The 25,726-nt window shown below is 59.1% G+C and carries 25 protein-coding genes; 13 read left to right on the top strand and 12 right to left on the bottom strand.

Annotated features, from left to right (window positions below; all coding sequences use genetic code 11):
• Positions 1-145 precede the first annotated feature (145 nt).
• Genes FP026_RS24570 through FP026_RS24560 form a run of 3 tightly spaced genes read left to right on the top strand, consistent with a single transcriptional unit; the run spans position 146 to position 3,864 of the window.
• Positions 146-1,642: a sugar ABC transporter ATP-binding protein gene (locus tag FP026_RS24570; RefSeq protein ID WP_149637211.1), complete on the top strand. Its 1,497-nt coding sequence runs from the start codon at positions 146-148 to the stop codon at positions 1,640-1,642.
• Positions 1,643-1,658: 16 nt separating this feature from the next.
• The gene (locus FP026_RS24565) at positions 1,659-2,729 is read left to right on the top strand and encodes an ABC transporter permease (protein ID WP_149637210.1); all 1,071 of its coding nucleotides are present in this window, start codon (positions 1,659-1,661) and stop codon (positions 2,727-2,729) included.
• 40 nt (positions 2,730-2,769) lie between these two features.
• Positions 2,770-3,864, top strand: coding sequence for an ABC transporter substrate-binding protein (locus FP026_RS24560; RefSeq protein ID WP_149637209.1), 1,095 nt, complete (start codon positions 2,770-2,772; stop codon positions 3,862-3,864).
• A gap of 65 nt (positions 3,865-3,929) precedes the next feature.
• Here FP026_RS24560 and FP026_RS24555 read toward each other — a convergent pair whose 3' ends face one another.
• The 4 genes from FP026_RS24555 to FP026_RS24535 all read right to left on the bottom strand — a co-directional run bounded on the left by FP026_RS24555 (position 3,930) and on the right by FP026_RS24535 (position 7,176).
• Positions 3,930-4,940, bottom strand: a complete 1,011-nt coding sequence (locus FP026_RS24555) for a LacI family DNA-binding transcriptional regulator (protein WP_149637208.1) — start codon at positions 4,938-4,940, stop codon at positions 3,930-3,932.
• A 132-nt stretch (positions 4,941-5,072) separates the two neighbouring features.
• On the bottom strand, positions 5,073-5,405 hold the full coding sequence (locus FP026_RS24550) for a hypothetical protein (protein WP_149637207.1): 333 nt from the start codon (positions 5,403-5,405) through the stop codon (positions 5,073-5,075).
• Positions 5,402-6,289, bottom strand: coding sequence for an NAD(P)-dependent oxidoreductase (locus tag FP026_RS24545; RefSeq protein ID WP_149637206.1), 888 nt, complete (start codon positions 6,287-6,289; stop codon positions 5,402-5,404). Before FP026_RS24545 ends, FP026_RS24550 begins: the two co-directional genes overlap by 4 nt.
• 128 nt (positions 6,290-6,417) lie before the next feature.
• Entirely contained in the window at positions 6,418-7,176 is a 759-nt protein-coding gene (locus FP026_RS24535) for an SDR family oxidoreductase (protein ID WP_149637205.1), read from the bottom strand.
• Between the two features lie 85 nt (positions 7,177-7,261).
• Between FP026_RS24535 and FP026_RS24530 the strand changes: the two genes are divergently transcribed.
• Together FP026_RS24530 and FP026_RS24525 are read left to right on the top strand one after the other, a co-directional pair.
• A complete protein-coding gene (locus tag FP026_RS24530; RefSeq protein WP_149637204.1) occupies positions 7,262-8,209 on the top strand; it encodes a 2-hydroxyacid dehydrogenase in 948 nt (315 codons plus the stop codon).
• Positions 8,210-8,219: 10 nt separating this feature from the next.
• Positions 8,220-9,251 carry an L-idonate 5-dehydrogenase gene (locus tag FP026_RS24525; RefSeq protein WP_149637203.1) on the top strand — a complete coding sequence of 344 codons (1,032 nt, stop codon included), beginning with the start codon at positions 8,220-8,222 and terminating at the stop codon, positions 9,249-9,251.
• Positions 9,252-9,311: 60 nt separating this feature from the next.
• Here FP026_RS24525 and FP026_RS24520 read toward each other — a convergent pair whose 3' ends face one another.
• Positions 9,312-9,731 (bottom strand): heme-binding protein, encoded by a 420-nt coding sequence (locus tag FP026_RS24520; protein ID WP_149637202.1) that lies wholly within the window; start codon positions 9,729-9,731, stop codon positions 9,312-9,314.
• Between the two features lie 90 nt (positions 9,732-9,821).
• Between FP026_RS24520 and FP026_RS24515 the strand changes: the two genes are divergently transcribed.
• Positions 9,822-10,712, top strand: coding sequence for an SMP-30/gluconolactonase/LRE family protein (locus FP026_RS24515; protein ID WP_149637201.1), 891 nt, complete (start codon positions 9,822-9,824; stop codon positions 10,710-10,712).
• 108 nt (positions 10,713-10,820) lie between these two features.
• On the opposite strand, the gene FP026_RS24510 is transcribed toward FP026_RS24515, so the two are convergent.
• Complete coding sequence (locus FP026_RS24510; RefSeq protein ID WP_149637200.1) at positions 10,821-11,024, bottom strand: hypothetical protein; 204 nt, start codon at positions 11,022-11,024, stop codon at positions 10,821-10,823.
• 328 nt (positions 11,025-11,352) lie between these two features.
• Here FP026_RS24510 and FP026_RS24505 point away from each other — a divergent pair, with 328 nt between their 5' ends.
• Positions 11,353-11,709 (top strand): ArsR/SmtB family transcription factor, encoded by a 357-nt coding sequence (locus FP026_RS24505; RefSeq protein ID WP_149637263.1) that lies wholly within the window; start codon positions 11,353-11,355, stop codon positions 11,707-11,709.
• A 65-nt stretch (positions 11,710-11,774) separates the two neighbouring features.
• Here the strand turns inward: FP026_RS24505 and queE are convergent, their stop codons facing one another.
• From queE to FP026_RS24485, 4 genes are all read right to left on the bottom strand, one after another.
• Positions 11,775-12,503: a 7-carboxy-7-deazaguanine synthase QueE gene (queE, locus tag FP026_RS24500; protein ID WP_149637199.1), complete on the bottom strand. Its 729-nt coding sequence runs from the start codon at positions 12,501-12,503 to the stop codon at positions 11,775-11,777.
• Entirely contained in the window at positions 12,500-12,856 is a 357-nt protein-coding gene (gene queD, locus FP026_RS24495; protein WP_149637198.1) for a 6-carboxytetrahydropterin synthase QueD, read from the bottom strand. The genes queE and queD overlap by 4 nt, the downstream gene beginning before the upstream one ends.
• Complete coding sequence (gene queC / locus FP026_RS24490) at positions 12,856-13,566, bottom strand: 7-cyano-7-deazaguanine synthase QueC (protein ID WP_149637197.1); 711 nt, start codon at positions 13,564-13,566, stop codon at positions 12,856-12,858. Before queC ends, queD begins: the two co-directional genes overlap by 1 nt.
• 167 nt (positions 13,567-13,733) lie before the next feature.
• Positions 13,734-14,840 (bottom strand): aldo/keto reductase, encoded by a 1,107-nt coding sequence (locus FP026_RS24485; RefSeq protein ID WP_149637196.1) that lies wholly within the window; start codon positions 14,838-14,840, stop codon positions 13,734-13,736.
• A 142-nt stretch (positions 14,841-14,982) separates the two neighbouring features.
• Between FP026_RS24485 and FP026_RS24480 the strand changes: the two genes are divergently transcribed.
• Complete coding sequence (locus FP026_RS24480) at positions 14,983-15,894, top strand: LysR family transcriptional regulator (protein ID WP_149637195.1); 912 nt, start codon at positions 14,983-14,985, stop codon at positions 15,892-15,894.
• A 245-nt stretch (positions 15,895-16,139) separates the two neighbouring features.
• Positions 16,140-16,547 carry a helix-turn-helix domain-containing protein gene (locus tag FP026_RS24475; RefSeq protein WP_149637194.1) on the top strand — a complete coding sequence of 136 codons (408 nt, stop codon included), beginning with the start codon at positions 16,140-16,142 and terminating at the stop codon, positions 16,545-16,547.
• 36 nt (positions 16,548-16,583) lie between these two features.
• On the opposite strand, the gene FP026_RS24470 is transcribed toward FP026_RS24475, so the two are convergent.
• Positions 16,584-17,876 (bottom strand): pilus assembly protein TadG-related protein, encoded by a 1,293-nt coding sequence (locus tag FP026_RS24470; RefSeq protein WP_149637262.1) that lies wholly within the window; start codon positions 17,874-17,876, stop codon positions 16,584-16,586.
• A gap of 496 nt (positions 17,877-18,372) precedes the next feature.
• Here FP026_RS24470 and FP026_RS24465 point away from each other — a divergent pair, with 496 nt between their 5' ends.
• The gene (locus tag FP026_RS24465; RefSeq protein WP_149637193.1) at positions 18,373-20,448 is read left to right on the top strand and encodes a putative bifunctional diguanylate cyclase/phosphodiesterase; all 2,076 of its coding nucleotides are present in this window, start codon (positions 18,373-18,375) and stop codon (positions 20,446-20,448) included.
• Positions 20,449-20,547: 99 nt separating this feature from the next.
• On the opposite strand, the gene FP026_RS24460 is transcribed toward FP026_RS24465, so the two are convergent.
• Positions 20,548-23,019, bottom strand: a complete 2,472-nt coding sequence (locus FP026_RS24460) for a beta-glucosidase (RefSeq protein WP_149637192.1) — start codon at positions 23,017-23,019, stop codon at positions 20,548-20,550.
• Positions 23,020-23,494: 475 nt separating this feature from the next.
• Here FP026_RS24460 and FP026_RS24455 point away from each other — a divergent pair, with 475 nt between their 5' ends.
• The 3 genes from FP026_RS24455 (at position 23,495) to FP026_RS24445 (ending at position 25,696) form a co-directional block, all read left to right on the top strand.
• Positions 23,495-24,286 carry an ABC transporter permease gene (locus FP026_RS24455; protein WP_149637191.1) on the top strand — a complete coding sequence of 264 codons (792 nt, stop codon included), beginning with the start codon at positions 23,495-23,497 and terminating at the stop codon, positions 24,284-24,286.
• Positions 24,287-24,320: 34 nt separating this feature from the next.
• A complete protein-coding gene (locus tag FP026_RS24450; protein ID WP_149637190.1) occupies positions 24,321-25,064 on the top strand; it encodes an ABC transporter ATP-binding protein in 744 nt (247 codons plus the stop codon).
• A gap of 224 nt (positions 25,065-25,288) precedes the next feature.
• Positions 25,289-25,696, top strand: a complete 408-nt coding sequence (locus tag FP026_RS24445) for a transglutaminase-like cysteine peptidase (protein ID WP_149637189.1) — start codon at positions 25,289-25,291, stop codon at positions 25,694-25,696.
• Positions 25,697-25,726 lie beyond the last annotated feature (30 nt).

The following is a 25,726-nucleotide window of genomic DNA, read 5'->3' as shown; positions in this document are numbered from 1 at the left end:
ATAAAGGAAATTATCTGATCGATACGGAATTCAATTCTTTTACAGTTAAAGGAGCGCATCCGGCGACGAGGCCGGAAACAGGAGGTCTTGACGGAATGTTATCGATAACATAGCCTTCCTTCATCGACGCTTTGGGAGGAGCAGGATGGACGACGGAAAGCTGCTCGAATTTTGCGAGATTACCAAGGAATTTGGGGGCACACGCGCCCTATCGAATGTTTCACTCGATCTCAGGCAAGGTGAAATCCTTGCGCTTCTCGGTGAAAACGGCGCGGGCAAATCGACGCTCATCAAGACGTTGGCAGGTATCTACAAGCCGGATGGCGGTCAGATCCTGTTTCGCGGCAAACCCTATCATCATCGCCCGCCGCAGCCTAACCAGCGTCAGCCGGTCGCCTTCATCCACCAGGATCTCGGGCTGATCGAATGGATGACTGTGGGCGAGAATGTCGGCCTTGCGCAGGGCTATTCTTTGCGCGGCCACCTGATCGACTGGCGCGCGACCGAGCGGCGCACCGCGGAGGCGCTGAAGCTGGTGGGCTGCGATTTCGATCCCTCGACCCGCGTCCAGGAGCTGACACGCACGGAAAAGTCGCTCGTCGCGATCGCCCGTGCACTCGCCGTCGAAGCGGACGTTCTGGTCCTCGACGAACCGACCGCCAGCCTGCCCGCCGACGAGGTCGAGAAACTGTTTGCGGCCATCCGCCCGCTAAAAGAGCGCGGCGTGGCCATGGTCTATGTCTCGCATCGGCTGGACGAGATCTTCCGCATTGCCGACCGTGTTGCCGTATTGCGTGACGGCCAGCTGGTAGGCCAAAAGCCGGTTTCGGAGACGGCGCCGGATGAGCTCATCCGCATGATCGTCGGGCGCAAGGCGGACCAGTTGTTCATCAAGGCAGAAAGACGCGCAGGGCCTGCGATTGTTTCGGTGAAAGAGCTTTCCTGCCGCAGCGCCGGACCGGTATCCTTCGATATCCAGCAGGGCGAACTGCTCGGTCTTGTCGGCCTGCGCGGTGCGGGGCAGGAGCTGATCGGACGTGCGCTGTTCGGTTGCGAGCCATCGCAAGGTTCGGTGCGATTGAACGGGGCCGAGCCGGACCTTTCCAGCACGGTTGCAGCGATGGCATCCGGTATCGGCCTGATCGCCAGGGACCGGGCGGAAGAGTCCGTCGCCATGTCTCTCAGCCTGCGTGAAAATACCTTCCTGAACCCGGGCGCTTCCGGCAGAAGCCTGTTTTCGTTCCTGTCGCCGCGCCGGGAAGCGGAAATTGCCCATTCTCTCGGCAGCCGCGTCGGTCTCAGGCCCAATGATCAGAACCTCGCCATCGAGGCGCTATCGGGCGGCAATCAACAGAAAGTCGTGGTCGGACGATGGCTGGCAACGGGCCGGAAATTGCTGATTGCCGAGGACCCGACGGCCGGCGTCGATGTCGGCGCCAAGGCCGATATCTATCGCCTGATCGCCGAGGCGGTCGAGGCCGGCCTTGCCGTTCTCGTCGTCTCCACCGATTTCGAGGAAATCGCGCATATCTGCCATCGGGCGCTGGTGTTTTCGCGCGGGAGGATCGTGCGCGAGCTTGGCGGCGCCGAGCTGACAACACCGGCGGTCATCGCCGCCGCTTCAGCATCCGAAGCGGCCTGAACCGGAGAGAAACATCATGCAATCGATCGAATCCAATGCGCTCGAGCCGACGCGCGCCGAGCTTTCGGCCATGAGCTTCGGCCAGAAAATCCAGCGTCTGCTGCCCGTCTATGGCCTCGTCATCCTGACCGTGCTGCTGATCCTGCTTTTCTCCATTCTGCTGCCGCAGACATTCCCGACGATGCTCAACCTGCGTTCGATCGTTTCGGACAAGACGATCATCGCCATCCTCTCGCTCGCGGCGATGATCCCTATGGCGGCAGGCCGCATCGATCTGACGATCGGCTACGGCATCGTGCTCTGGCACGTGCTTGCGATCAGCCTTCAGACGATGTTCGGCCTGCCCTGGCCAGTCGCTGTGCTTGTTGTCATTGCGCTTGGCGCGCTGACCGGCTTCTTGAATGGCCTTCTAGTGGAAATCGCCAAGATCGACAGCTTCATCGCAACGCTTGGCACTGGCACTGTCCTTTATGCGATCGCGCTCTGGCACACGGGTGGCCGGCAGGTTGTGGGCATGTTGCCGCAGGGATTCTATGCGCTGAATGGCACCATGGTCTTCGGCCTGCCGATCACCGGTATCTATGTCCTTGCTCTTGCCTTCGCCATGTGGATCGTCCTCGAATATCTGCCGATCGGCCGCTACATCTACGCGATCGGTGCTAATCCGAAAGCAGCCGCGCTTAACGGTATCCCGGTTCGCCGCTTCGTCATCGGCGCCTTCGTCACTTCGGGTACGCTTGCCGCCATTGCCGGCGTGCTGCTCGCCTCCAAGCTGCGGATCGGTCAGGCAAGTGTCGGGCTTGAATATCTGCTGCCAGCACTGGTCGGCGCATTCCTTGGCTCGACGACGATCAAGCCGGGCCGCGTCAACGTCTGGGGCACGATGATCGGCGTCATCATCCTGGCGGTTGGCATTGCCGGCATCCAGCAGTTCGGCGGCTCCTTCTATGTCGAGCCCCTGTTCAATGGCGTCACATTGCTGGTCGCGATCGGCATTGCCGGCTACGCGCAGCGCCGTCGCAGCCATGCAGGGCGCATGGCGCCGGCCCAGGCACCACAGCTCTCCGCCAAGACAGCGGAGAAATGAAAATCATCTGAAGTTCAAATGTCCAAAGGGAGGAGACGACATGAACCGTAGACAATTCCTGCAAGCGACCACCGCCGTCCTGGTGCTGTGCGCCGGCCAGGCCTATGCCGATCCGATGGCGGATGCGAAGGCCGTCGTCGACAAATATGCGACGCCAGTGACGAAATGGGACGGCCCGACGACCGGCCCGAAGGCACAGGCCGGCAAGACCATCGTCGTGCTGGCGGGCGATCTCAAGAATGGCGGCATTCTCGGCGTCAGCAACGGCGTCGAGGAAGCAGCAAAGGCGATCGGCTGGCAGGTGAAGGTTCTCGACGGCGCGGGCTCGATCGGCGGCCGTACAGCCGCCTTCGGTCAGGCGATAGCGCTGCAGCCTGCCGGCATCATCATCGACGGCTTCGATGCCGTCGAGCAGGCACCGGCGCTGGAACAGGCAAAGGCTGCCAAGATCCCCCTGGTCGCCTGGCATGCCGGCCCGACCATCGGCCCGGACGAGAAGAACGGCCTCTTCGCCAATGTCAGCACCGACGCCATGGAAGTTTCCAAAGCCGCAGCCGATTGGGCCTTCGTCGATGCCAAGGGCAAGCCGGGCGTCATCATCTTCACCGACTCCACCTATGCGATCGCCATCGCCAAGGCGGACAGGATGAAGCAGGAAATCGAGCGGCTGGGCGGCAAGGTGCTCGAATATGTCGACACCCCGATCGCCGAGACGTCTCAGCGCATGCCGCAGCTGACCACCTCGCTTCTGCAGAAATATGGTGACAGCTGGACCCATTCGCTTGCGATCAACGACCTCTATTTCGACTTCATGGGTCCATCGCTCGCCTCCGCCGGCAAGGGCGGCACCGACGCGCCGATCAATGTCGCTGCTGGCGACGGCTCGCAATCGGCCTATGAGCGCATCCGCGCCGGTCAATTCCAGAAGGTCACGGTGGCCGAACCCCTCAACCTCCAGGGCTGGCAATTGGTCGACGAACTCAATCGCGCATTCGCGAGCGAAAAATGGTCCGGCTACCTGTCGCCGCTGCATGTGGTGACGGCAGATAACATCCAGTCCGATGGCGGCCCGAAGAACACCTTCGATCCGGATAACGGCTATAAGGATCAATACAAGAAGATCTGGGGCAAGTGATCCCGGCCAAAAGATGTGGCGCGGTCTACGGGTCGCGTCACCTCATTCGGCAAAAGGGCTAATTTCTATCGGCTGCTGTCGCGCGCAATCAGTTCGGGCGAGATCCTGACATCAGCGCCTTGCTTGCCATCAAGAATATCGAGGATCAACGCAGCCGTCCGCTCGCCGATTTCCCGCGCAAAGACGTTGATCGTCGTTAGTGTCGGCACGCAGACCTCGCCGATTTCATAATTGCCGAAGCCGCCGACGGAAAAGCGTTCCGGCACCGGGATCCCGAGCCGACGACATTCGGTGAGAGCGCCGTAGGCGGCAAGATCCGAGACGCAGACGACGGCCTCCGTATCCGGATAGAGCTCGATCAGCTTCGCCATGGCGTTGGCGCCTTCTCGCATCGAGATCGGCGGCGAGCCCGCAGCGATCAATCTCGAAGCATCGAGGCCATGCGCTTCCATCGCCGCGATAAAGCCGAGCCGGCGCTCGCTGCCGCGCGAATCCCGCTCGACATCGCCGCCGATGAAGGCGATGCGCCGGCAGCCGAGAGCAACGAAATGGTCCACCATGTCGCGCATGACGGCAGTGTTCGAAAAGCCGACGTAATGGCCGATCGGATCAGTCGGGATGTCCCAGGTCTCGATCACGGGGATTGCCACGGTCTGCAAAAGCCGGCGCGCACGCTCGGTATGCCTGCCGCCGGTGACGACGATCGCTTGCGGCTTGCGGCGCAGCAATTGTTCGATCAGCCGCTCCTCCTCCTCGACATCGTAGTCGGTGTAGCCGAGCAGTATCTGCATATCCCGCTTCGACAGGGTATCGGAGAGACCACCGACCGTATCGGCGAAATTGGCGTTGTTGATCGAAGGAATGGTAACGGCAACGAAACCCGACTTCTGCGAACGCAGGTTGGACGCCGTGCTGTCGAAGACATAGCCCAGTTCTTCCGCTGCCTTCAGGATGGCTTGACGCGTCTGCGGGCTGACGAGGCTGTCGGCCTTGAAGGCGCGCGATACCGTCATCGGAGAAACTCCCATGACGCGGGCTATGTCCGCCATGGTGGGCGTTTTGCGATCGTTGCTCATCGACAGCCTATGTTATCGTTACCATCAGAATAGTATGCCTCTCCCGTGGATGGCAAGAGCCCGCCCCATTCGTCCCGCTATGCGGGTGCGGGTTCATTCCGCATTCGCCTTCAAGGGCATTCTGCAAGCAGCCTATAGCTGAAACTCGTGAGCAAACGTCACATGATGATGGATGCGGCCCTCGAAGAACCGGGAGAGGACGGCTTCCGTCGCCGCGCGCGCTTCCGTACGGACGGGACTTGCAAGGGCCTTTTCCACGGCAGCCATGTCCGGATAATTGACGGCCAGGATCATCGGGAACTCGGGGGCGCCTTCGTCGCGTGCTTCGGCGAATGTGACCCGTACGTCGAGAGCGCCCGGAAACTGCTTCCATTTCGGCAGGATGGTTTCCATGACGGCCGTTCGAAACGCCTCTACCTCCCCTTCCCTGACTTTGCCCTCGAATAATGCGTATCGGGTGATCATCCGGCAATCTCCTTGTTCGGCCCTTTGAAGAATTCCATCAATGCCGCCTGATCTTCGCCGCCGAGCCCGGAAGCCGTCAGCATGCGGTGTATCTCGGCGCAGACGGCCGTCAGAGGCATGGCAGTATTGGTCCTGCGGGCGAGATCCTGGGCGCCGTTCAGATCCTTGACCATGTTGTCGATCCTGCCGGTGCGGCGATAATCCTTGGTCACGTAGCGCGGCATATATTCCTGCAGGATTGCGCTGTCGGCCCGCCCGCCCTTCAGCGCCTGCGGGATCTTGGCGGCATCGACGCCGGCGTCGAGCGCCAGTTGCGTCGCTTCGGCGACGGCCAGAAAGTTCAGTGCGCAGAGAACCTGATTGATGAGCTTCGTGGTCTGCCCCGCACCGACAGGCCCCATATGGGTGTAATTCGATGCCACATGCCGCAAGACCTGATGCGCATCCGCGATATCCTGCTCAAAGCCACCGGCCATCAGGGTCAGTTGCCCGATCAGCGCCTTCGGCGCGCCGCCGGAAAGCGGGCTGTCCACCCAACGCAGTTCCCTTTCCGCCGCCTCGCCGGCAAGGGCCTTCGTCGCGTCAGGATCGATCGACGACATGTCGATGATCAGCGTTCCCGGCCCGGCACCTTCGGCAACGCCGCCCGGGCCGAATACCGCGGCATGCACGATCCTGGGCGAATTGAGGCTCAAGATGACGAAATCGGAAACGCTTGCCGCCTCCGCAGCGCTGGCGGCTGCCATGGCGCCTTTTGCGGTCAGCGCGGCGACCTTGTCCTTGTTGGGATCGAAAACCGTCAGCCGATTGCCGGTCTCGACCAGCCGGGCGCCGATTGCACTGCCCATCGCGCCGACGCCGATAAGCGCCACCTTGTTGCTCATGATTAATTCTCCTCCTCCAATGCGGCTATGATGGCCGCTACCACCGCGTGCAGCAGCTGATCGAAATCGACGGTGATCGCCCGCAGCCGCTGACACCCATAACGACGAAACGCTGCAGCTCGGCGCCGTCAGAGCGAGGCTGTGATGCCACCATCGACATAAAGCACGTGACCGTTGACAAAGGAGGAGGCGTCGGAGGCGAGGAAGATGCAGGCGCCGACCAATTCTTCGACGCGACCCCAGCGGCCAGCGGGTGTGCGCTTTTCGAGCCATGCGGAGAAATCGGCATCAGCGACGAGAGCCGCATTCAGTGGCGTATCGAAATAGCCAGGCGCGATGGCATTGCATTGCAGCCCATGTCTGGCCCAATCCGTTGCCATGCCCTTCGTCAGATTGCCGACAGCACCCTTGGTTGCCGTATAAGGCGCGATCGATGGCCGCGCCAACGCCGTCTGCACGCTTGCGATGTTGATGATCTTGCCGGCCCCGCGCTTGATCATGTGCCGCGCGACGGCCTGGCCGACATTGAAGACGCTCGATATGTTGGTGCGCAGAAGCCGCTCGAAGGCGTCGGCGGGAAAATCCTCCAGCGGTGTGCGAAACTGCATGCCGGCATTGTTGACGAGGATATCGATCGCGCCCGTCTCGGTCTCAAAAGCATCGACAGCTTGCCGGGCGGCCTCATGATCGGTGACATCGAATGCCAGTTGATACACCTTGCCCTCGAAGCTTTCAGCCGCTTTGGCCAGCTTCTCTTTGTCGCGGCCGTTGAGAACCAGTTCCGCGCCCGCTGCCGCCAGACCTTTCGCCAGCGCAAGCCCGATGCCTTGGGAAGAACCTGTCACCAGGGCTCGCCGCCCTTTCAGATCGAAGAGGCCAAGAGACATCGTTTCCTCCGTTTTTATCTCGACAATGGTCGTCTTCCCTGTTTATGTTATCGATAACATTTGATGTCAAGGGAGGACGTGAAAGATGGACAAGCCATCAATCCTGCAGATTGGCCCCTATCCGCAATGGGATCAAGAACCGCTCGATGCGGCGTTTCAGGTTCATCGCTATTTCGAGGCCGACGACAAGGCGAAACTGCTTGCCGACGTTGGATCATCGATCAGGGCCATTGCCACACGCGGCGAGCTTGGCGCCAACCGGGCGATGATCGAGGCTTGCCCGAATCTGGAAGTCATTTCGGTTTATGGCGTGGGCTTCGATGCAGTCGACCTGCAGGCCTGCCGCGAGCGCGGCATTCGCGTCACCAATACGCCGGATGTCCTGACCAATGATGTTGCCGACCTCGGGATTGCCATGATGCTCTGCCTTTCGCGCGGCATGATTGGCGCCGAAACCTGGGTGCGCGACGGCAGCTGGGCGCAAAAGGGGCTTTACCCTCTCAAGCGGCGCGTCTGGGGACGGCATGCCGGCGTGCTCGGCCTCGGCCGTATCGGTTTCGAAGTCGCCAAGCGCCTGAAGGGCTTCGACATGCAGATTGCCTATTCCGATGTCGAAGCGAAACCCTACGCATCCGACATGACCTTTGTCGCCGATCCGGTCGAACTCGCGAAACAATCGGATTTCCTGTTCGTCACGCTCGCCGCTTCCGCCGCAACCCGTCATATCGTCGGTCGTAAGGTGATCGAGGCGCTCGGCCCGGAAGGCATGTTGATCAACATCTCCAGAGCGTCCAATATCGATGAGGAGGCACTCCTCGACGCGCTTGAGGCCGGCAAGCTCGGATCGGCCGCCCTTGACGTCTTCGAAGGCGAGCCGAAGCTCAATCCGCGTTTCCTGGCGCTGAACAACGTGCTGCTGCAGCCCCACCATTCATCCGGCACCGTGGAAACACGCAAGGCCATGGGACAGCTGGTGCGCGACAATCTGGCCGCCCACTTCGCCGGCCAGGCTCTGCCGACACCCGTTCTTTGAGGAGAAGAAGATGAAAGCCATCGTCGCTCACGCCGCCAAGGACGTGCGAATCGAGGATCGCCCGGAGGAAGAACCGGGTGCCGGAGAAGTGAAGCTGAGGCTTGCGACCGGCGGGGTCTGCGGCAGCGACCTGCACTACTACCATCACGGCGGCTTCGGCACCGTGCGCTTGAAGGAGCCGATGATCCTGGGACACGAGGTCAGCGCCACCGTGATTGCGCTCGGCTCCGGCGTGCAGGGCCTTGAGCTCGGTCAGCTCGTTGCCGTCTCCCCTTCCCGCCCCTGCCGGACCTGCCGCTACTGCCTGCAGGGATTGCCCAATCAATGCCTCAACATGCGCTTTTATGGCAGCGCCATGCCCTTTCCGCATATCCAGGGCGCATTTCGCGAGACGCTCGTCGCCGATGCCATCCAATGCGTGCCGGCCGATGGGCTGACGCCGGGCGAAGCAGCGATGGCGGAGCCGCTGGCCGTGACCTTGCATGCCACGCGACGCGCGGGCGAGATGCTCGGCAAGCGCGTTCTCGTCACCGGCTGTGGCCCCATTGGCGTCCTGTCGATCCTGGCTGCACGCCGGGCGGGTGCCGCCGAGATCGTAGCGACCGATCTTTCGGATTTCACCCTCTCGCTCGCCAGGCAGGCCGGCGCCGACAGGATCATCAATACGAAGAATGAGCCGGAGGCGCTTGCCGCTTATTCCGCCGACAAGGGCACCTTCGATGTCCTTTACGAATGCTCAGGCGCTGCCGCGGCGCTGGTCAGCGGTATCGCAACGCTTCGCCCGCGCGGCGTCATCGTGCAGCTCGGTCTCGGCGGCGATATGAGCCTGCCGATGATGGCGATTACCGCCAAGGAACTGGAGCTGCGCGGCTCCTTCCGCTTCCATGAGGAGTTTTCGGTCGGCGTCGATCTGATGCGCAAGCGTCTTATCGATGTGCGGCCGCTCATCACGCACACCGTACCGCTTGCCGAGGCACTCAACGCCTTCGAGATCGCGTCGGATCGAAGCAAGGCGATGAAGGCGCAGATCGTCTTCGCCTGACCATTTGTGACCGTGCGATCTCCATCGGGCCCGCGGGATCGAAGGGAGGTCGTCTTTCCGCTAGTCGAGATCGGCGCCGATTTCCTTGAGAGCAGCGCGTGCCACCTGCTCGTCCTGTTCGCCTGAACCCGATCCGACACCGATGCCGCCGACAAGCGTGCCTGAAACACGGATCGGCAATCCGCCGCGCAAGCCCGTCATCCCGCCATGGGTCGCGACAGCAAGCGGCACCCTGGCATGTTCCGGCAAGGAGTGGCTTGGCGCACCGATGGAGGCGGCCGTCTGCGCCTTGGCCGCGGCACTTTTAAGCGCCTGGAAGCGTGAACCACGCATGCAGAAGGAACCCAGCGTCACGCCGGATTGATCGACGATGACGATGCATTGCGGCTGCCCCATCTCGGTGGCCGCGGCAATGGCAGCCGTCAACAATGTCATCACACCTTCGTCGCTCAAGACACTCGACGCCAGAACATGGCTCATGCAACTATCCTCCCGCTTGCGGACTCAATTCTATATGTTATCGATAACACATCGGTCTCCAGATGTAACCTTATGGGAGGTATTGTCATAATGTCGTTCTTCGAGATCATCGATCCGGCCTTCGGGAAATTCATCCTTGGCAACGCTCCCGTGAAGCAGATCGCCACGGGGTTCGACTGGGTGGAAGGGCCAGTCTGGTTCGGAGATCTGAATTGCCTGCTGTTCTCCGATATTCCCAATAATCGCATCATGCGCTGGGTACCGGGCATCGGCATCAGCGTCTTTCGCGAGCCTTCGAATTTTTCGAACGGTCATACGCGCGACCGTCAGGGCCGGCTCGTCAGCTGCGAGCATGGCGGCAGGCGCGTAACGCGTACCGACTATGACGGATCGATCACGGTCATTGCGGACAGCTATCAGGGCAAGCGCCTGAACTCGCCGAATGATGTCATCGTCGCCTCGGACGGCGCCATCTGGTTCAGCGATCCGCATTATGGCATTGCGACGGACTACGAGGGGCATAAAAGTGAGCAGGAACTGCCCTGCAATGTCTATCGTGTCGATGCCTCCGGTGCGATCGCCGCCGTCTTGACGGATTTCAATTGCCCGAACGGACTTGCCTTCAGTCCCGACGAGAAAAAGCTCTATGTCGCCGATACCGGCCGCATGCATGGCAGCGACTCGCAGCACATTCGTGTCTTCAATGTCGGCGAAAATTGGCGGCTGTCCGGTGGCGAAGTGTTTCACGCGATTTCACCGGGCTGCGCCGACGGCATGCGCCTAGACAGCGACGGCAATCTCTGGTCTTCGGCCGCCGACGGTGTGCATTGCATCGCGCCCGACGGTCATCTCATGGGCAAGATTCTGGTGCCGGAGACCGTGTCCAATCTCTGCTTCGGTGGCCGCGGCAAGCACAAGCTGTTCATCACGGCGACGAGCAGTGTCTATGCGATCTCACTCAATCGGAGCGGCGCACTCTGACGCGCAGATCCGGCGCATCGCGAAGTCAAGACTGGGAAGACGGGAGACCGGAAACGTTGCAACGACAATCGCCGGTGGTGCGGCGATTGTCGTCGAGGGTAAATGATATCAACGCAAATCGACCTGCGGTGCAGAGCGCGCGGCTGCATGCGCAATGGGCGCAAGATTGGTCGACAAGGCAAGCTCCTGTCTGCGAGCGGCATCATGGAGCAGGTTTTCCATCTTTGAGACGGAGATGTGATCTGCGCGCATGACCTGGCGGATCAGCGGATCTTTGAGAACTTCGGCGATCGTCAAGTCCCTATGGGTCATGGTTACCTCCTGTTCGTTGGAGCAGAAGATAAACAGCTTAATTAGCAGCCCGATGTCAAAAGGCGGACAAAAACAAGGCAGTTCGTTCGATTTTGTTACAGAATAATTGCAAATCGAAAGGCGGGACATATTCCCAAACTGCGATAGGACCCTAGTTGTCGGTTATGGAAAGGTTGATCGGTGGCGATCGGCCTGAATGGGAGGTCCGTTTGCTCCGCGAAGGCGCAACGTTTTTGCAATAATCTTTGTCATAATTTTGCAACTTTTGCGTTTATCATCGCGCGAGGCCGGGGCTCTGCAGTTTAAACATCAACGAATCGGCCGCGCCATGTACTCAGATCAGACCACAGAAGATGAGCGCCTCATCTACCATGCAGATCTTCTCAGTCAGCTTTCCAATCCCAAACGTCTCGAAGTTTGCATTCACCTCTCACGCCACGAAGAGGATGTGAACAGCCTGGCCAAGAAGCTGGGAATATCGCAATCGGCGCTGAGCCAGCATCTGACGCGGCTGCATCATTCCGGTATCGTGAAAGTGCGCCGCCAGGCGCAATTCAGATATTACACCTGCGACCACCCCGGCGTTCAGCGGATCCTGAAGACATTGTCGAAGCTGTTCGATGCCGAACTCGCGCCAACGCCGCCCGAGGCCACGGACGATAGTGCTCACGGCAAAAAATCGTAAGATGCCGCCTTGCGGCCCTTGAGGCCGCAAGGCATCAAGGGCGAAGGAAGCCAGAGCGCAACGGCTCAAACACCGCGCTTGTTGCCCCAAATCAGCACGTGCAATTGCGGTAATACTCTCGCCTCGAACCATCGGTCGCTGCTGACCTTGTCGACGAGCCAGCGCATGCGCTCGACGATGCCCTCGATATCGACGATAGCATCGTCGGCTTCCGGCGGTGGCGGCGTGTGATTGCCGGGTTGCAGATAAAGCGGCAGCCCGGGATAGCGCGACGCGGCCTCGCGCGCATAGGCGTAATCGACGTCGTCGAACACGACGATCTTCAGCGCGACCTGCGGCTTGTGGCTCGCCATGCGCAGACAGTCGTCGAATGCGCCCCAATCCGTTGCCATGCCGCTCGATGGCGGCTTCGGGCTCAGCACCAGCACGTCGAGTTCGGCGAACCAATCCTTCGCCAGGCTCCCTTGCGTTTCCAATGCGAAACGATAGCCTTCGGCATGACCATGCGCGATCAGCGGGCCGAGGGGCTGGATTGCGGGATTGCCGCCGGAAAGCGATATCGTCAACGGCTTGCCGCCGGAAAGCCGCGTTACCTCCGACCAGATCTCATCGACCGACATCGGCAGCCATTGATCGCGATAGTCACTGTCGACCGCGTGCAGCGTATCGCACCAGGAACAGCGGTAGTCGCAGCCGCCGGTGCGCACGAAGATTGTCGGAAGGCCGATCAGGATACCCTCGCCCTGGATCGTCGGCCCGAAGATCTCGCTCACGCGAATGCGCGCTTCGCTCATGGCCGGTATTCCGCCCAGGTCTTCGGCGTCTCGCTGACGCGCACCGCCGATGTCTCCGGCAGGCGAGACTTGCACCAATCGTAGAAATGCTTGGCCAGGTATTCCGAGGTGACGCGATCGTGGCCGAGCACGTCGTTGAGGTGGCGGTGGTCGAATTCGTTGTCGATATAGCGCTTCAGCGGCTGCAGTTCATGATAGTCACGCACAAAGCCGTTCCCGTCGAGTTCGTCGGCCGAAAGCTCCACCACGACGATGTAATTGTGCCCGTGCATGCGCGCGCATTGATGGTCGTCGGGAAGATGAGAGAGTTGATGCGAGGCGGAGAAGTGAAACTCCTTGGTGATGCGGAACATCACTTCACCTCCGCCGCGACAAAGCCCGATGTCGCCGACACCCAGAAATCCGGATCCTCATAATCCGTGGGATCCGCGATGCCGGCGATATGGAAGGCTTCACGCCGCTCGACGCAGGTGCCACAACGGCCGCAATGGCGTTCTCCGCCCTTGTAACAGGACCAAGTCTCTGCAAAGGGCGTTTGATGCCGTGCGCCATCCGTGACGATATCCGCTTTCGAGATAGTCACATAAGGCGCATAGAGGGAAACGCTGGCATAGCCATCGAGTGCGTGGTTCTGCATCTGCTGGAATGCATCGATGAAACCGGGCCGGCAATCCGGATAGATGAAATGGTCGCCGCCATGAACAGCAACGGCAACCGCATCCGCCTTCTGGGCGGCCGCGAGCCCGAAGGCGATCGCGAGCATGATCGCGTTGCGGTTCGGCACGACGGTCGCCTTCATGGTTTCTTCGGCATAATGCCCGTCCGGCACGTCGACATCGTCGGTCAGCGCCGATCCGGTGAGATGCCTGCCGATACCGGTGATATCGATGATCTGGTGAGGGACGCCGAGGCGCGTTGCGCAGGCGGCGGCAAAGTCGAGTTCCTTGCGATGCCGCTGGCCATAGTCGAAGGAGACCAGACCGATAAGCTGGTGTTCGGCTGCAACCTTATGGGCGAGCGAAACGGAGTCCAATCCGCCGGAGCAGACGACGATAGTCTTCATAATATAGGATCCCTTGTTTTGACCGGGTGGGCTGCGACCGGATTTCATGGCTCTTTCGAAGCCACGCCGGGTCTGTAGCAGCAGAACTCGGAGGAAACAAGGCATCCATAATATTTCACGATAACACGCCGGCGAATGCCCGCGCGCTGGTGGCGATTGCCAGAGGGTTAGCTGACGCCGGCAAATTGTCCGGAGATATTCAAATCCGGATAATAACCGGCAGGCTTGCCTCCGACGGGTTGACCGCCGGTCAGGCCGCCCTGGACTTCTGGGCCGAAGAACGAATAGGGAAAGCTCGGCTGCAAGGCGCTGACGTCGTCGAGGCGGCGGCGTAGCTCGGAGGGTATTACGAAGTCCAAGGCGCCGAGATTGTCGTTCAATTGCTCCAGCTTCGTGGCGCCGACGATGATAGAGGCTATTCCGGGCTGCGTCATCGCCCAGTTGACCGCCACCTGCGCCATGCTGCGCCCGAGCTCCGCCGCTACCTTCTCCAGTTCGGCAACGATCGCCCAGTTGCGATCGGTAAATTTCTGGAAGCCGGGATTGGTGGTGCCGCGCACCGTCTCGAGCCGGCCCGCCGTCTCTCCCTCACCGCTAGGGCGATATTTGCCGCTCAAGAGGCCGCTTGCCAGCGGGCTCCAGGCCATGATCCCCGCGCCATAGCGCGTGCCGAACGGCACGAACTCGTTCTCGATATTGCGCTCGGCCAGCGAATATTCGAGCTGCAGCGCCGAAACCGGCTCGTAACCGCGATGCTCGGCAATGGCCTGGGCGCGGCTGGCGTACCAGGCAGGTACGTCGGACAGACCGACGTGGAGTACCTTGCCGGAGCGAACGAGATCGTCGAAGGTGCGCATCACCTCATCCGGCGGCGTCAGGCGATCCCAGCAATGCATGAGATAGAGATCGATGTGATCCGTATTGAGCCGCTTCAACGAGCCCTCTACGGCCCGGAGTATGTTCTTGCGTCCGTTGCCGGCCGCATTCGGTGTGCGGGCGGTAAGGTTCATGGTGAACTTGGTTGCGATCACCGCGTCATCGCGTAAGCCCCGTTCGGCGATGAATTCGCCAAGCCAGGTCTCCGACGTGCCGCCCGTATAGACATCGGCCGTATCAAAGAAATTGCCCCCGGCATCGACATAGGCATCGAAGATGGCGCGTGCCGCCGCCTTGTCCGATCCCCAGCCCCATTCCGTGCCGAACGTCATGGTGCCAAGGGCAAGCCGCGTCACCTTCAGGCCGCTGTTGCCAAGCGTGTAAAACTCCATGCTCATCACTGTGCTCCTCTTTGCCATCCAGGCCCGAGTTCGACGATCGAGCGAGCCCGTAGCAATTTGTGATGCATCTAAGTTCGCTGCTTTTGAGTCATTCGATAAGGTCATTTAATTTGCATGCATTATGCGATATCTTGCATGAATGGATCGCGATCTGCTGCCACACCTGCCTATTATCGCCGCGGTTGCGCGCCGAGGTGGATTCGCTGCCGCTGCCAGTGAGTTGGGAATGAGCGCATCGGCCGTCAGCCATGCGGTGCGGCTGGTGGAGGAAAGGCTCGGACAGCCGCTTTTTGCGCGCACGACGCGCAGCGTGGCGTTGACCGAGGCAGGCAGGAGCCTGATTGGCACCATCACGCCGGCGCTGCAGGACATCCATGAGCGCATCGAGCGTATAAAGGCCGTCAAGGGAAGGCCGAGCGGCCTCTTGCGTATCAATGCGTCTCGCGTTTGCCTGCCGCTTGCACTCACCCGCGTGATAGCCGCCATGGGCGAGCGCTATCCGGAAGTCGAGGTCGAAATCTTCTCCGATGAGCGGCTGACCGACATCGTCGCCGAAGGTTTCGATGCCGGCATACGTATCGGCGAAATGATTGCACAGGATATGGTGGCCGTCCGCCTCACCCCGCCTTTCCGATCGGTCATCGTCGCTTCCCCCGGCTACATCGGACGTTTCGGCCGCCCGAACACGCTTGCCGATCTTTCCAGCCATAATTGCATCGGCTACCGCCTCATGCGTTCCGGCGGTCTCTACCAATGGGAATTCGTGGAGAATGGGCGGGATGTCGCGGTTACGGTGAGTGGCCAGGCGATCGTCACGGAATCGCACTCGGCAATCGAACTGGCATTGGCCGGCGTGGGGCTGGCCTATGTCTTCGAACCGCTGGTGCAGCCGGAAATCGGATCCGGCAGGCTTGTTCAGCTCTTGAGCGACTATGCTGTCACCGAGGCTGGCCTTTTCCTTTATTTCCCGCGTCGCGCCGAGCTGGCGCCAAAGCTCCGGGCCTTTATCGACACGGTACGGCATATCGGCCGCGAGTCGGCCGCCGGTTAAGCGGGAGCGCTTTTGAGCGTCAGAACCTTTCGGGGATAGTCAGATTGCGCAGCTATTGTACCGAATGCGCACCAAACAGATGGCTCTGCCTCTATCGAGGCGAATTGACGTTGCCGTTTTTCATGGCGCCCGGCAGTCATAGACGGAAGGCTCCGCAAAGATCCCGATTGAGAAGTTTCGCGGCCTCCGTCCATCGGCTCCCCCAGGTTTGATGGGCGGTTTCATGGTTAAGACACGAGGAACCAGTGCAAGATAGCCCAGGAAGAAAACTCCCCAGTCCCGTCGATATAGAAGTTGGCAAGCGCATCCGCGCGCAACGTCGCTTGCTAGGCATGAGCCAATCGGCATTGGCTGAAAAGCTGGATCTGACGTTCCAGCAAGTGCAGAAATATGAGAAAGGCACCAACCGCGTCGGTGCAAGTCGTTTGCAACGCGTGGCTGAGAGCCTCGGCGTTCCGATCTCGCATTTCTTCGACAATCCGACGTCGAGCGGCCATGTTTCGGCGAATGAGGCACATGCGCTCAAGAACGACCTCGTCAGGTTCCTCTCATCCGAGGAAGGCGTCGAACTCAATCGCGCCTTTGCAAAGATCAAGGATGCAAGAACACGTCAAAAAATCGTGGGCCTGATCAAATCGCTTACTGTGGCCTAGATCGTCTCCGCGCGTTGGCGATCGCGCTGCTTGCCGTCAGCTCGTAATACGCGGCGTGCGAATGACTTTCAGGAACAAGGCGTTCATGGCGTCGGAAATGCCCTGTGTCGGACTGACTTCGAAGTAAAGGCCAGGCGAGGCGCAGCTTTGCAGATTGGTCCCTATCTGCGATTGGAAGGGCGCGATCCATTGATTGTACCAGCCGTTGGTCGGCAGAGGAAAATAGGTCGTGTAGAGGATAGCGATTTTGATGTTCTGATTCTTCAGCGGCTGGCAGAAAGCAGTGGCGAGCGGCTCCTGGCAACGTCCGTTCGTGGTCGGCTTGGTGCAGGTGGTGGGCTTATTGCTGTCACCGACGCCATCAGTGACAAGGAAGAGGACCTTCTGACGGTCGGCATTGGTTTTTCCGCTGCCGCCGGTGCCGATGATCGGCGCGAGCTGCGTCAGCATCGTATCGAAACTCGTATCCTGATCGTTGTTGTAGCCTTGTTTGGGAACAGCCATCAGGTCCACCGCACTGGTGGCTTTGCTAACCTGCGCCATATCGGACAAAAGCGGCGAGACGTTGGTCAAGCCAATTTGCGTGGCGTCAGCGCCGAATGTATAGACGGCCATTCTGTACTGATCGGATGTCACTCGGTTCTTCACAGCGGTATCGGTCAGCGACTGAGTCGCCTGGCGAACGACGTCGATACGCGTATTGATTTTCAGTACATTCTTCGCAAGATTGTAATAGTCGTTCGTTGATTTTTGAATATGGCATGCAAAGGCGCAGCTATCCGGCGTGTTTGTCACCATCTTTTGAATATCAGCCAAGGTAGCGGCGATCCCCATGGAAGGCGTATTGTCCAGCAACATATAGAAGTCCATGAAGACTGCCGTCTGATACTGCGCGGACGCGGAACCGCTCACGGGAATGGATGTCTTTCCGATGACCTGACTGAGCGTGGTCGGCACATTGGCCGAGAAACTGACCGTCGAAGAGACGATGTTTCCCGTGCGTGTCACCGCGACATTGACATTGACAGGCGTGCTTGGAAGATCGCCGGACGCCTGACCCAGAAAGAGCTTGTTGGCATCATCCTGACCGATCGTGACGGTGCCGTCCGTCGTCATCGCCATGGCAGCAGCAACCGCCGGCGATGAATCAGCGATTGCACCGACCGCGGCTGCATCCGCAGCGTTTTGCAATTCCGTCCTGACGAGCATGGCGTTGGTGACATCCAGCGCCAGGCCGCCTGCCGCGATCAGCGGAACAGCGACCAGGGCAGTCGTTATCCCAAAATTGCCCGCTCTCTCGGCGAGCAACTTTCGCAAAAGCTTATACATTGCATCGAACGACTGCGAGAGGATCCAGAATTTCTTCACCAAGCAAGCTCTCTATTATACAAGTTGCATTCTCAAAACATTCGCCGATTTCAAGTATTATCATTTTCAGATATACTAATTAATAGTATCGCACGGAAATATTGAAATTCAGATAAAAGCAATATCTCTATTTTATATTGTTAATATCCATGGAAAATTTACCAAAGTCCAAGTTATGTTTGCGAAACGATCTGGCGGCAGAACGAAAATAAAAACCTCTTTTGTTCGGAAACGAGGCGCGCTTGAATTGCAATCGGCGGTTACGCGAAAAAATAGTGCAGGCGACATCGGAAACCCCGGCAGGACTGAACGTGAGATAACGCCCCTGTCGCCGTTTTGCTGAAAGTATCTTTACCCGATTTTCAGAATTTACTCGCGAAAGCAGTGGCATTGATTTTAGACGGCTGCCCTGGTTAAGGGCTCCCCTCACCTATTGACCATAATTGGGATTTTTTGCGTGCGCGTTCTTTCCTGCATTTTCACGGAGCATAATCTGTGGCTTGTTCTTCTTGCAGCATTTGTCTGCGTCAGCGGCGGATGGATTACGTTCGGCCTGTTGCGGCAAGCAGGAAAGACGCGCGACCTTCAACGGGGCGGATGGATTTTCCTGACAGCCGTCGCGGCAGGCTCCTCGATCTGGTGCACGCATTTCATCGCCATGCTGGCCTATGAGGTCGGTGCGCCGGTTACTTTCGATCCGATCCTCACCATGGCTTCCTTTCTCATAGCCGTGATCGGCTGTGCATTCGGTTTCGCAATCGCTCTGTCCAGCCTGCCGCGGGTGGCGCCGGAATTGGGGGGCGCCATCGTCGGCCTTGCGATCGTCGCCATGCACTACACCGGCATGATGGCCTATCACGTCGATGGCATTGTCGAGTGGAATGAGAGCTATGTCGTCGCCTCCGTCGTGTTTTCGGTGATCTTCGCTACGCTTGCCCATCATCAAGCGATCCGCCGCCCTTCGCATTTTTCGGGACTTGCGGCACTCGGCCTCTTCGTCGTTGCCGTCGTGTCGCTTCACTTTACGGCGATGACAGCCGTATCGGTCACACCCCTGGTAACCGGCGCCGGACTTGCCGATTCCTATGCGCTGAAAGCCATGGCCGTAGCGGTCGCCGGCGGCGGGCTCATCATCATCGGCACTGGTGTCGCAAGCTACATGATCGATGAGCGCGCCTCGCGCGAATCGATCCAGAAGCTCCAGCATATGGCATTGAATGATCTGCTGACCGGCCTGCCCAATCGCGGCAGCTTTGCCAATTATCTTCAGGGCGAAATGCAGCATGCCGAGGAAGACGGCGCGAAGCTTGCTGTGATCGGCATCGATCTCGACCGCTTCAAGGAAATCAACGACCTGCGTGGCCACAAGGCCGGCGACCAGGCCCTCAAGGCAATCGGTCGGCGGCTTGCGCGTCTCGTCAAGGATGGAGAGTTCGTCGCACGTGTCGGCGGTGACGAGTTCGCTGCAGCCAAACGGTTCCAGAACCAAAGCGAGCTTTTGGATTTCGTGGCTCGCCTGGAAAAGACCCTGTTCGAACCCATCCGCATCGATGATTTCGAAACGGCGACCGGCGCGAGCATCGGCGTCGCCGTCTATCCAGATGACGGCATCGATCAGGAGCGCCTGGTCAGCAATGCCGATCTCGCCATGTATCGCGCCAAGGCCGATGTCGGCCGCGCGGTCTGCTTCTACGAGTCCAAAATGGATGAAGCGGCGCGCGCCCGGCATACGCTGGCGCAGGATCTGCGCCGCGCCGTCGAGCTGGATCAACTCGAACTGCATTATCAGGTGCAGACCTCGGTCAGCACCGGCGAGATCTGTGGCTACGAGGTTCTGGTCCGCTGGCATCACCCCGAGCACGGCGCCGTGCCACCCTCGGAATTCATTCCGATCGCGGAAGAGAGCGGCACGATCCTTGTCATCGGCGAATGGGTACTGCGCACAGCCTGCAGGGAGGCCGCATCATGGGACAAGCCCTACAAGATCGCCGTCAATCTCTCGCCGGTACAATTCGCCCACGCCGATCTCGCCAGGCTGGTTCATTCGATCCTTCTCGAAACCGGCCTGTCGCCGACGCGGCTGGAACTGGAAATCACCGAGTCCACCATCATTGCCGACAAGAGCCGCACACTGCATGTGCTGCGGCAGATCCGGGCGCTCGGCGTCACCATCGCCATCGATGATTTCGGAACCGGATATTCGTCGCTCGACACATTGCGCTCATTCCCATTCGACAAGATCAAGCTCGACCGGTCTTTCATGAACGAGGTGGACCGGAGCATCCAGGCAAAGGCGATCGTCCGCGCTGTGCTGACACTCGGCAAGAGCCTCGAGATTCCGGTTCTGGCGGAGGGCGTGGAAACCGATCACCAGCTGGAAATCCTGCGCGTTGAAGGCTGCGACGAAGCACAGGGCTTCTTCCTTGGGCGCCCGAAGCCGGTCGCGCAGATCTTTCAAATGACGGCCACCGACGAGGACGAAGCATCACCATTCTCCGGGCGGGTCCCGCCACAACGCATGCGTCGCCGTTAGGTCTATTTCGAACGCAACGGCATGCCGGCCGGTCATCCCGGAGCGCATGTCTTACGCCCCATCGCTATTCTCGGGGCAGCACGACACCGCCCCGCAACGTCAAATCCAACGATCGCCGGTTTCGCCGATCCACTCATCTACAAGCTCGATCGTCACAGCCGAGCGGATATCGGCAGCATTGGCGGCGGCAAGGAGTTCATAGCGGCCGGCGGTCGCGCGGAAGGTCTTCGTCGCCTCATCGAAATAGCTGAGATCACGGAGCCGTACGACCAATGACGCCGTGCCCGTTTCGCCGGGCGCCAATCGCAGCTTGGCAAAGGCGCGCAGCTCCTTTTCCGGACGTTCGATCGTGGAATCGATTGCCCGCACATAAAGCTGCACGAGTTCCGAGCCCGTTCTCTCGCCGATATTGGTGACGTCGATCATAACGGCGATACCTTCTGCGGCCATCTGCGTTGCCGAGGCTTTTGCCTCGCCCCAGGAAAAGCGCGTGTAGCCGAGACCGAAGCCGAAAGGAAACAGAGGTTCGATACCGCGCGTATCATGATGACGGTAGCCGACGAAGACGCCTTCGGCGTATCGCACATGCCCATCCTTACCGGGATAAACCTGCGGATCCCCAACCATGGCGCAATTATCTGACAGGCGCTTCGGGAAGGTCTGCGGCAGGCGGCCGCCGGGCTCGACATCGCCGAACAACACATCGGCAACGGCATGCCCCAACTCCTGGCCGGGATACCACATCTGCAACACGGCCCTGACCTTGCCGATCCAAGGCATTTCGATGGGACCGCCTGTCTGCAATACGACGACGACATTGGCATTGACGGCTGCCACGCGCTCGATCAGCTCCTCCTGCCGGCCGGGCAGGCGCATATCGGGCAAATCGAGCCCTTCGGTATCCCATTCGCCGTCACGACCGACAAAGAGCAGGACGATATCGGCACTCTCAGCCTTTGCGACAGCATCCAGCATATCGGCCTCACCGAGCGGCTTTTCGACGCCGAAACGGATCGCCGTCAGGTTGATCCCCTCCTCGCTCGTCGCCGGCGAGCAATATTCGACGGTCATCTGATATCGCTGGCCGGCCTCAAGATGAATAGCCTGCCGCTGCTCGGCATTGGCCGTTCCGAAATAATTGTCGCCGCGCGACCAGCCGTCATGGCCATTCACGACAAGCTTGCCATCGACATAGAGCCTGGCGAGGCCTGCATTGGTCATGCCGAATACATGCTCGCCACTTTCCGCCGGAACGTAGGAGGCCGTCATGCGGGCAGAGAAATTGCTGGGATCAAGCTCGGAAGACGGCAGATCGAACCAGAAGAACTCGCCCTTGTCAGCCGTTTCGGTGGCGATTACGGGGCCGGCAAGATCGCGGCCTTTGAAGTACTCGACCCGCATCTCACCAGAGAAGACGTTGATCAGCCGATTGTTGCGGCAGGCTGCTGCATAGTGAATGCTGTTGGCATTCGACAGCGCCTCGCGGATGCCCTCGAGCGGGCTGACTTTATAATGCGCGGCAATCTGGGCGCTGCCGCCGCCCATGACACGGGCTTCGGCCGCATTTGGTCCGATGACGGCCACATGCCCAAGCCCTGTTTTCTGCAGGGGAAGAATGCCGTCGTTCTTCAAAAGAACTGCGCCTTCGGCCCCGAGCTGGCGGATCAGAGCCCTGTCCTCCGGCAGATCCAGCGCATACTCGCTCAAATCGGGCGCCTTTTCAAAAGCGCCCACGCGCTCGAGCAGCGTCAGAATGCGGCGCGCGGCTTGGCGCACTGTCTCGGCCTTGACTTCGCCATTGCGCACAGCCGCCACAAGCTTGTCGCCACGATCGCGCGTCGGGCCGGGCATTTCCAGATCGAGACCTGCATTGACCGTTGGCGCCGTCGAATGCGAGCCGAACCAATCGGACATGACGATGCCGTCGAAACCCCATTCCTCTCGCAGAACCTTGGTCAATAGCCAGGGATGCTCGCTGGTATAAGTGCCGTTCAACCTGTTATAGGAGGACATGACAGCCATGACCCCCGCCTTCTTCACCGCTTGTTCGAAGGGCGGCAGATAGATTTCGCGAAGGGCTCGCTCGCCGATATCCGAGGACATCGTCTGACGCTCGATCTCGGATTCATTGCCCGCGAAATGTTTGATGGTGGCGGCGATACCCTGGCCTTGGACGCCCTGGATATAGGCGACGGCGAGTTCGGCCGTCAGCACTGGGTCCTCCGAATAACATTCGAAATTGCGGCCATTCAGGCCGGACCGGTGAATATTGACCGTCGGCGCCAGGAGCACCGATGCACCTTTGCTTTTGGCCTGGCCGGCGAGCGCCACGCCCATGCGCTGGACGAGCGCTGGATTCCATGTGGCCCCAAGCGCGATGGCGACGGGAAAGCAGGCAGCGTTGACGCCGGCAACCAGCGAGCCCGCACCGCGCGCGCCGTTCGGACCATCCGTGACCTTGATCTTCGGAACGCCGAGACGTTCGACCGGCACCGTGGTCCAGAAGTCGGCGCCCGACAGTAGCGAAACCTGCTCTTCAAGCGTCATCCGATCGAGAATATCGTCAATCATAAAGCCTCCCACGCGTTCCCCAATGATCCCGTAGGGTCCGACACAGAGACTTGCATCCTCCTGCTGTGCGAACCGTCGTCGACCGCAATGCCAATCAGCAAAATACGACGCTGCTATCTAGCGTATAAATGCCGGATTCGAAACCGCATTGGATTGAACTGCCAATGCGTTCGGCAGCCGATATCATGCAGTCAGCCCACCTTTAGGATCTGTCGAATAAAACTGTCCGGTTCAATGGAGGCGCGGCTCTGAATACTCTGGGGCCTCACTGCGTCAAGCCTTACCTCTATCGGTAGTCCGTAGCGACCTCCTGTGTGACGGTTTTTCGGCTAATTCGCCCGAGGGGGCTATTCTCGCTTTCCATGCTTTGCTAGGGCTTCGCCTTAAAAAGATCGCATGTCTTTGGTGCTGAGGCAAAAGACCAAGCTGGAAAAATGGGTTGTCTGTGAGAAATCTGAAAATAGCAAAAAACGGGATGTCCTATCACGACGCTGTGTGGGACGTCACAGAGGCGCTAGCAAACTTCCACTTGGCGGCTTTGCTCGGATGGCAGGATGTTGCTCAACGCTACAGGCGATCCCGGATCGGAGCATTTTGGCTGACGATCAACATGGGTGTGTTGATTGGTGCGCTAGGACTCGTCTTCGGCACGATCTTCAACAGTCCGATGAACGAGTTTCTCCCCTTTATATGCGTTGGCCTAATATTCTGGGGCTACTACACACAGATCGTCAGCGAAGGCTGCTCCGGCTTTATCTCGAGCAGCGACACTATACTTCAGCTCGACATACCATTTTTTACATATATCTTAAGGGTGTGGTATAGAAATACCGTTATCCTGGCGCATAATCTCGTCATATTCCCGATCGTTCTGCTGATATTCTGGAAGTCAATTGGTTTCTCCGCTTTGCTTGCGGTGCCAGGTTTCGCCCTCGTGACACTGAATATGACCTGGATCGCACTGATGCTGGCGATCTTGTGCACCCGATATCGCGACCTGATCCAGATCGTACAGAACATCATGCAGGTCATGATGTATGTCACGCCGATCATGTGGATGCCGGAGCATTTGCCCGAGCGGGCATCGCATGCCATGCTCGATTACAACCCGTTTTTCCACTTAATTTCGGTGATCAGGAATCCGCTATTGGGACAAAGCGTTACGGCTACCAGCTGGATTGCCTGTGCTTGCCTTGCCGTCGCTGGCTGGTCCTTGACGCTTCTGCTACTGAGAAAATACAGGGCGCGCATCGCCTACTGGCTGTGACCAACAAACCTGCATTCAAGAAACACAGGCAATCATGACATCCATATCTCTTCAGAACGTCACAGTCGACTTTCCGATCTACAACGCACGCGGCAGGTCACTCAAAAACCGCATGATGAAAATGGCGACCGGAGGTTCCATCAACTCCGAAAGCGGCGGTGTCGTAGTCGTTCGCGGGCTTGATCATATTAATCTGGAATTGCACGAGCATGATCGCATTGGTCTCATAGGCCACAATGGCTCCGGCAAGACGACGCTTTTGCGCGTGCTGACTGGCGTTTATGCACCGACCTCAGGTGAGGTCGAGATAAAGGGAAAATGTACGTCGCTCATCAACATTTCGCTTGGAATCGATCCGGAAGCGACCGGACGCCAGAATATCTTTCTTCGAGGCGCTTTGCTCGGTTTCAAAAAGGATGAGATGAAAGGAAGGCTGCAGGAAATTGAAGATTTCAGCGAGTTGGGCGACTTCCTTGATATGCCCGTTCGCACCTATTCCACCGGCATGCAATTGCGACTGGCGTTTTCGATTTCCACCATTTTGCAACCCGAAATCCTGATTATGGATGAGTGGCTGGCGACTGGCGACGAAGGATTCAAGGCAAAAGCCAACCAGCGGTTGAACGAGCTCGTCGAAAAGACCCAGATCCTGGTAGTGGCAAGCCATTCAAAAGAGCTTCTGGCGAAAAATTGCAACAGAGTGATATGGCTGGAGCACGGGAAAGTCCGCATGGATGGCGCGGCCAGCGAAGTGCTTGATCAATATTTCGGTTCTTAGCCAACCATAATTCCATCGCTGCATCGCCAGACAGGATCGAAGTACGATCTCCGCTTGATGGATGGCAGCTTTAGCCGCTCTTAGCGGAGCCATCGACTTGGTGCTTCTCGCCTCGATTGAGGAGCAGAAGTTCAAAAAGAACCAGTTCGCTAAAATGCGAACAGTCTTCTTTCGAATAAATTTGACCGCATCGGATTTCATGAACCCAATTCATGGAGCCGAGTATGCGTTCGTTCCTAGTCGCTGCAAGCTTTCTCTTCGTTGCCGGTCTGTTGTTTTCGACGGCCACAACCGCAAAACCAGTGGCAAACATCACCACAATGCATCCGCATCAGTTCGCCCATGTGGTAACGGATGCAAGCGTGCCGGTCGGCTGGACCAGCTTTTGCAAGGCGCAGCCCGCCGAATGCGAAGCTGGCCGGAAGAGCGAAGAAACTATCGCCATCGACAGCCAGCACAAGGAGCAGCTGCGGCAGATCAACAGCCTGGTCAATCGCGAGATCCAGGGCGTCGGCGACGACGACCACTACGGCATCTACAAGCTCGGCATCATCAATTGGTGGACCTATCCGGACGACGGCGCCGGCAATTGCAATGATTATGTCCTGCTGAAGAAGAAGCTGCTCGTGTAGGCCGGCTGGTGTAAGCGCCAAGGCGGGGCC

It is taken from the genome of Martinezella tropici, assembly GCF_008370325.1.
Classification (GTDB): domain Bacteria; phylum Pseudomonadota; class Alphaproteobacteria; order Rhizobiales; family Rhizobiaceae; genus Rhizobium; species Rhizobium tropici_B.
Note: the sequence above shows the minus strand (reverse complement) of the source record. Positions and strands in the feature narration are given on the sequence as shown.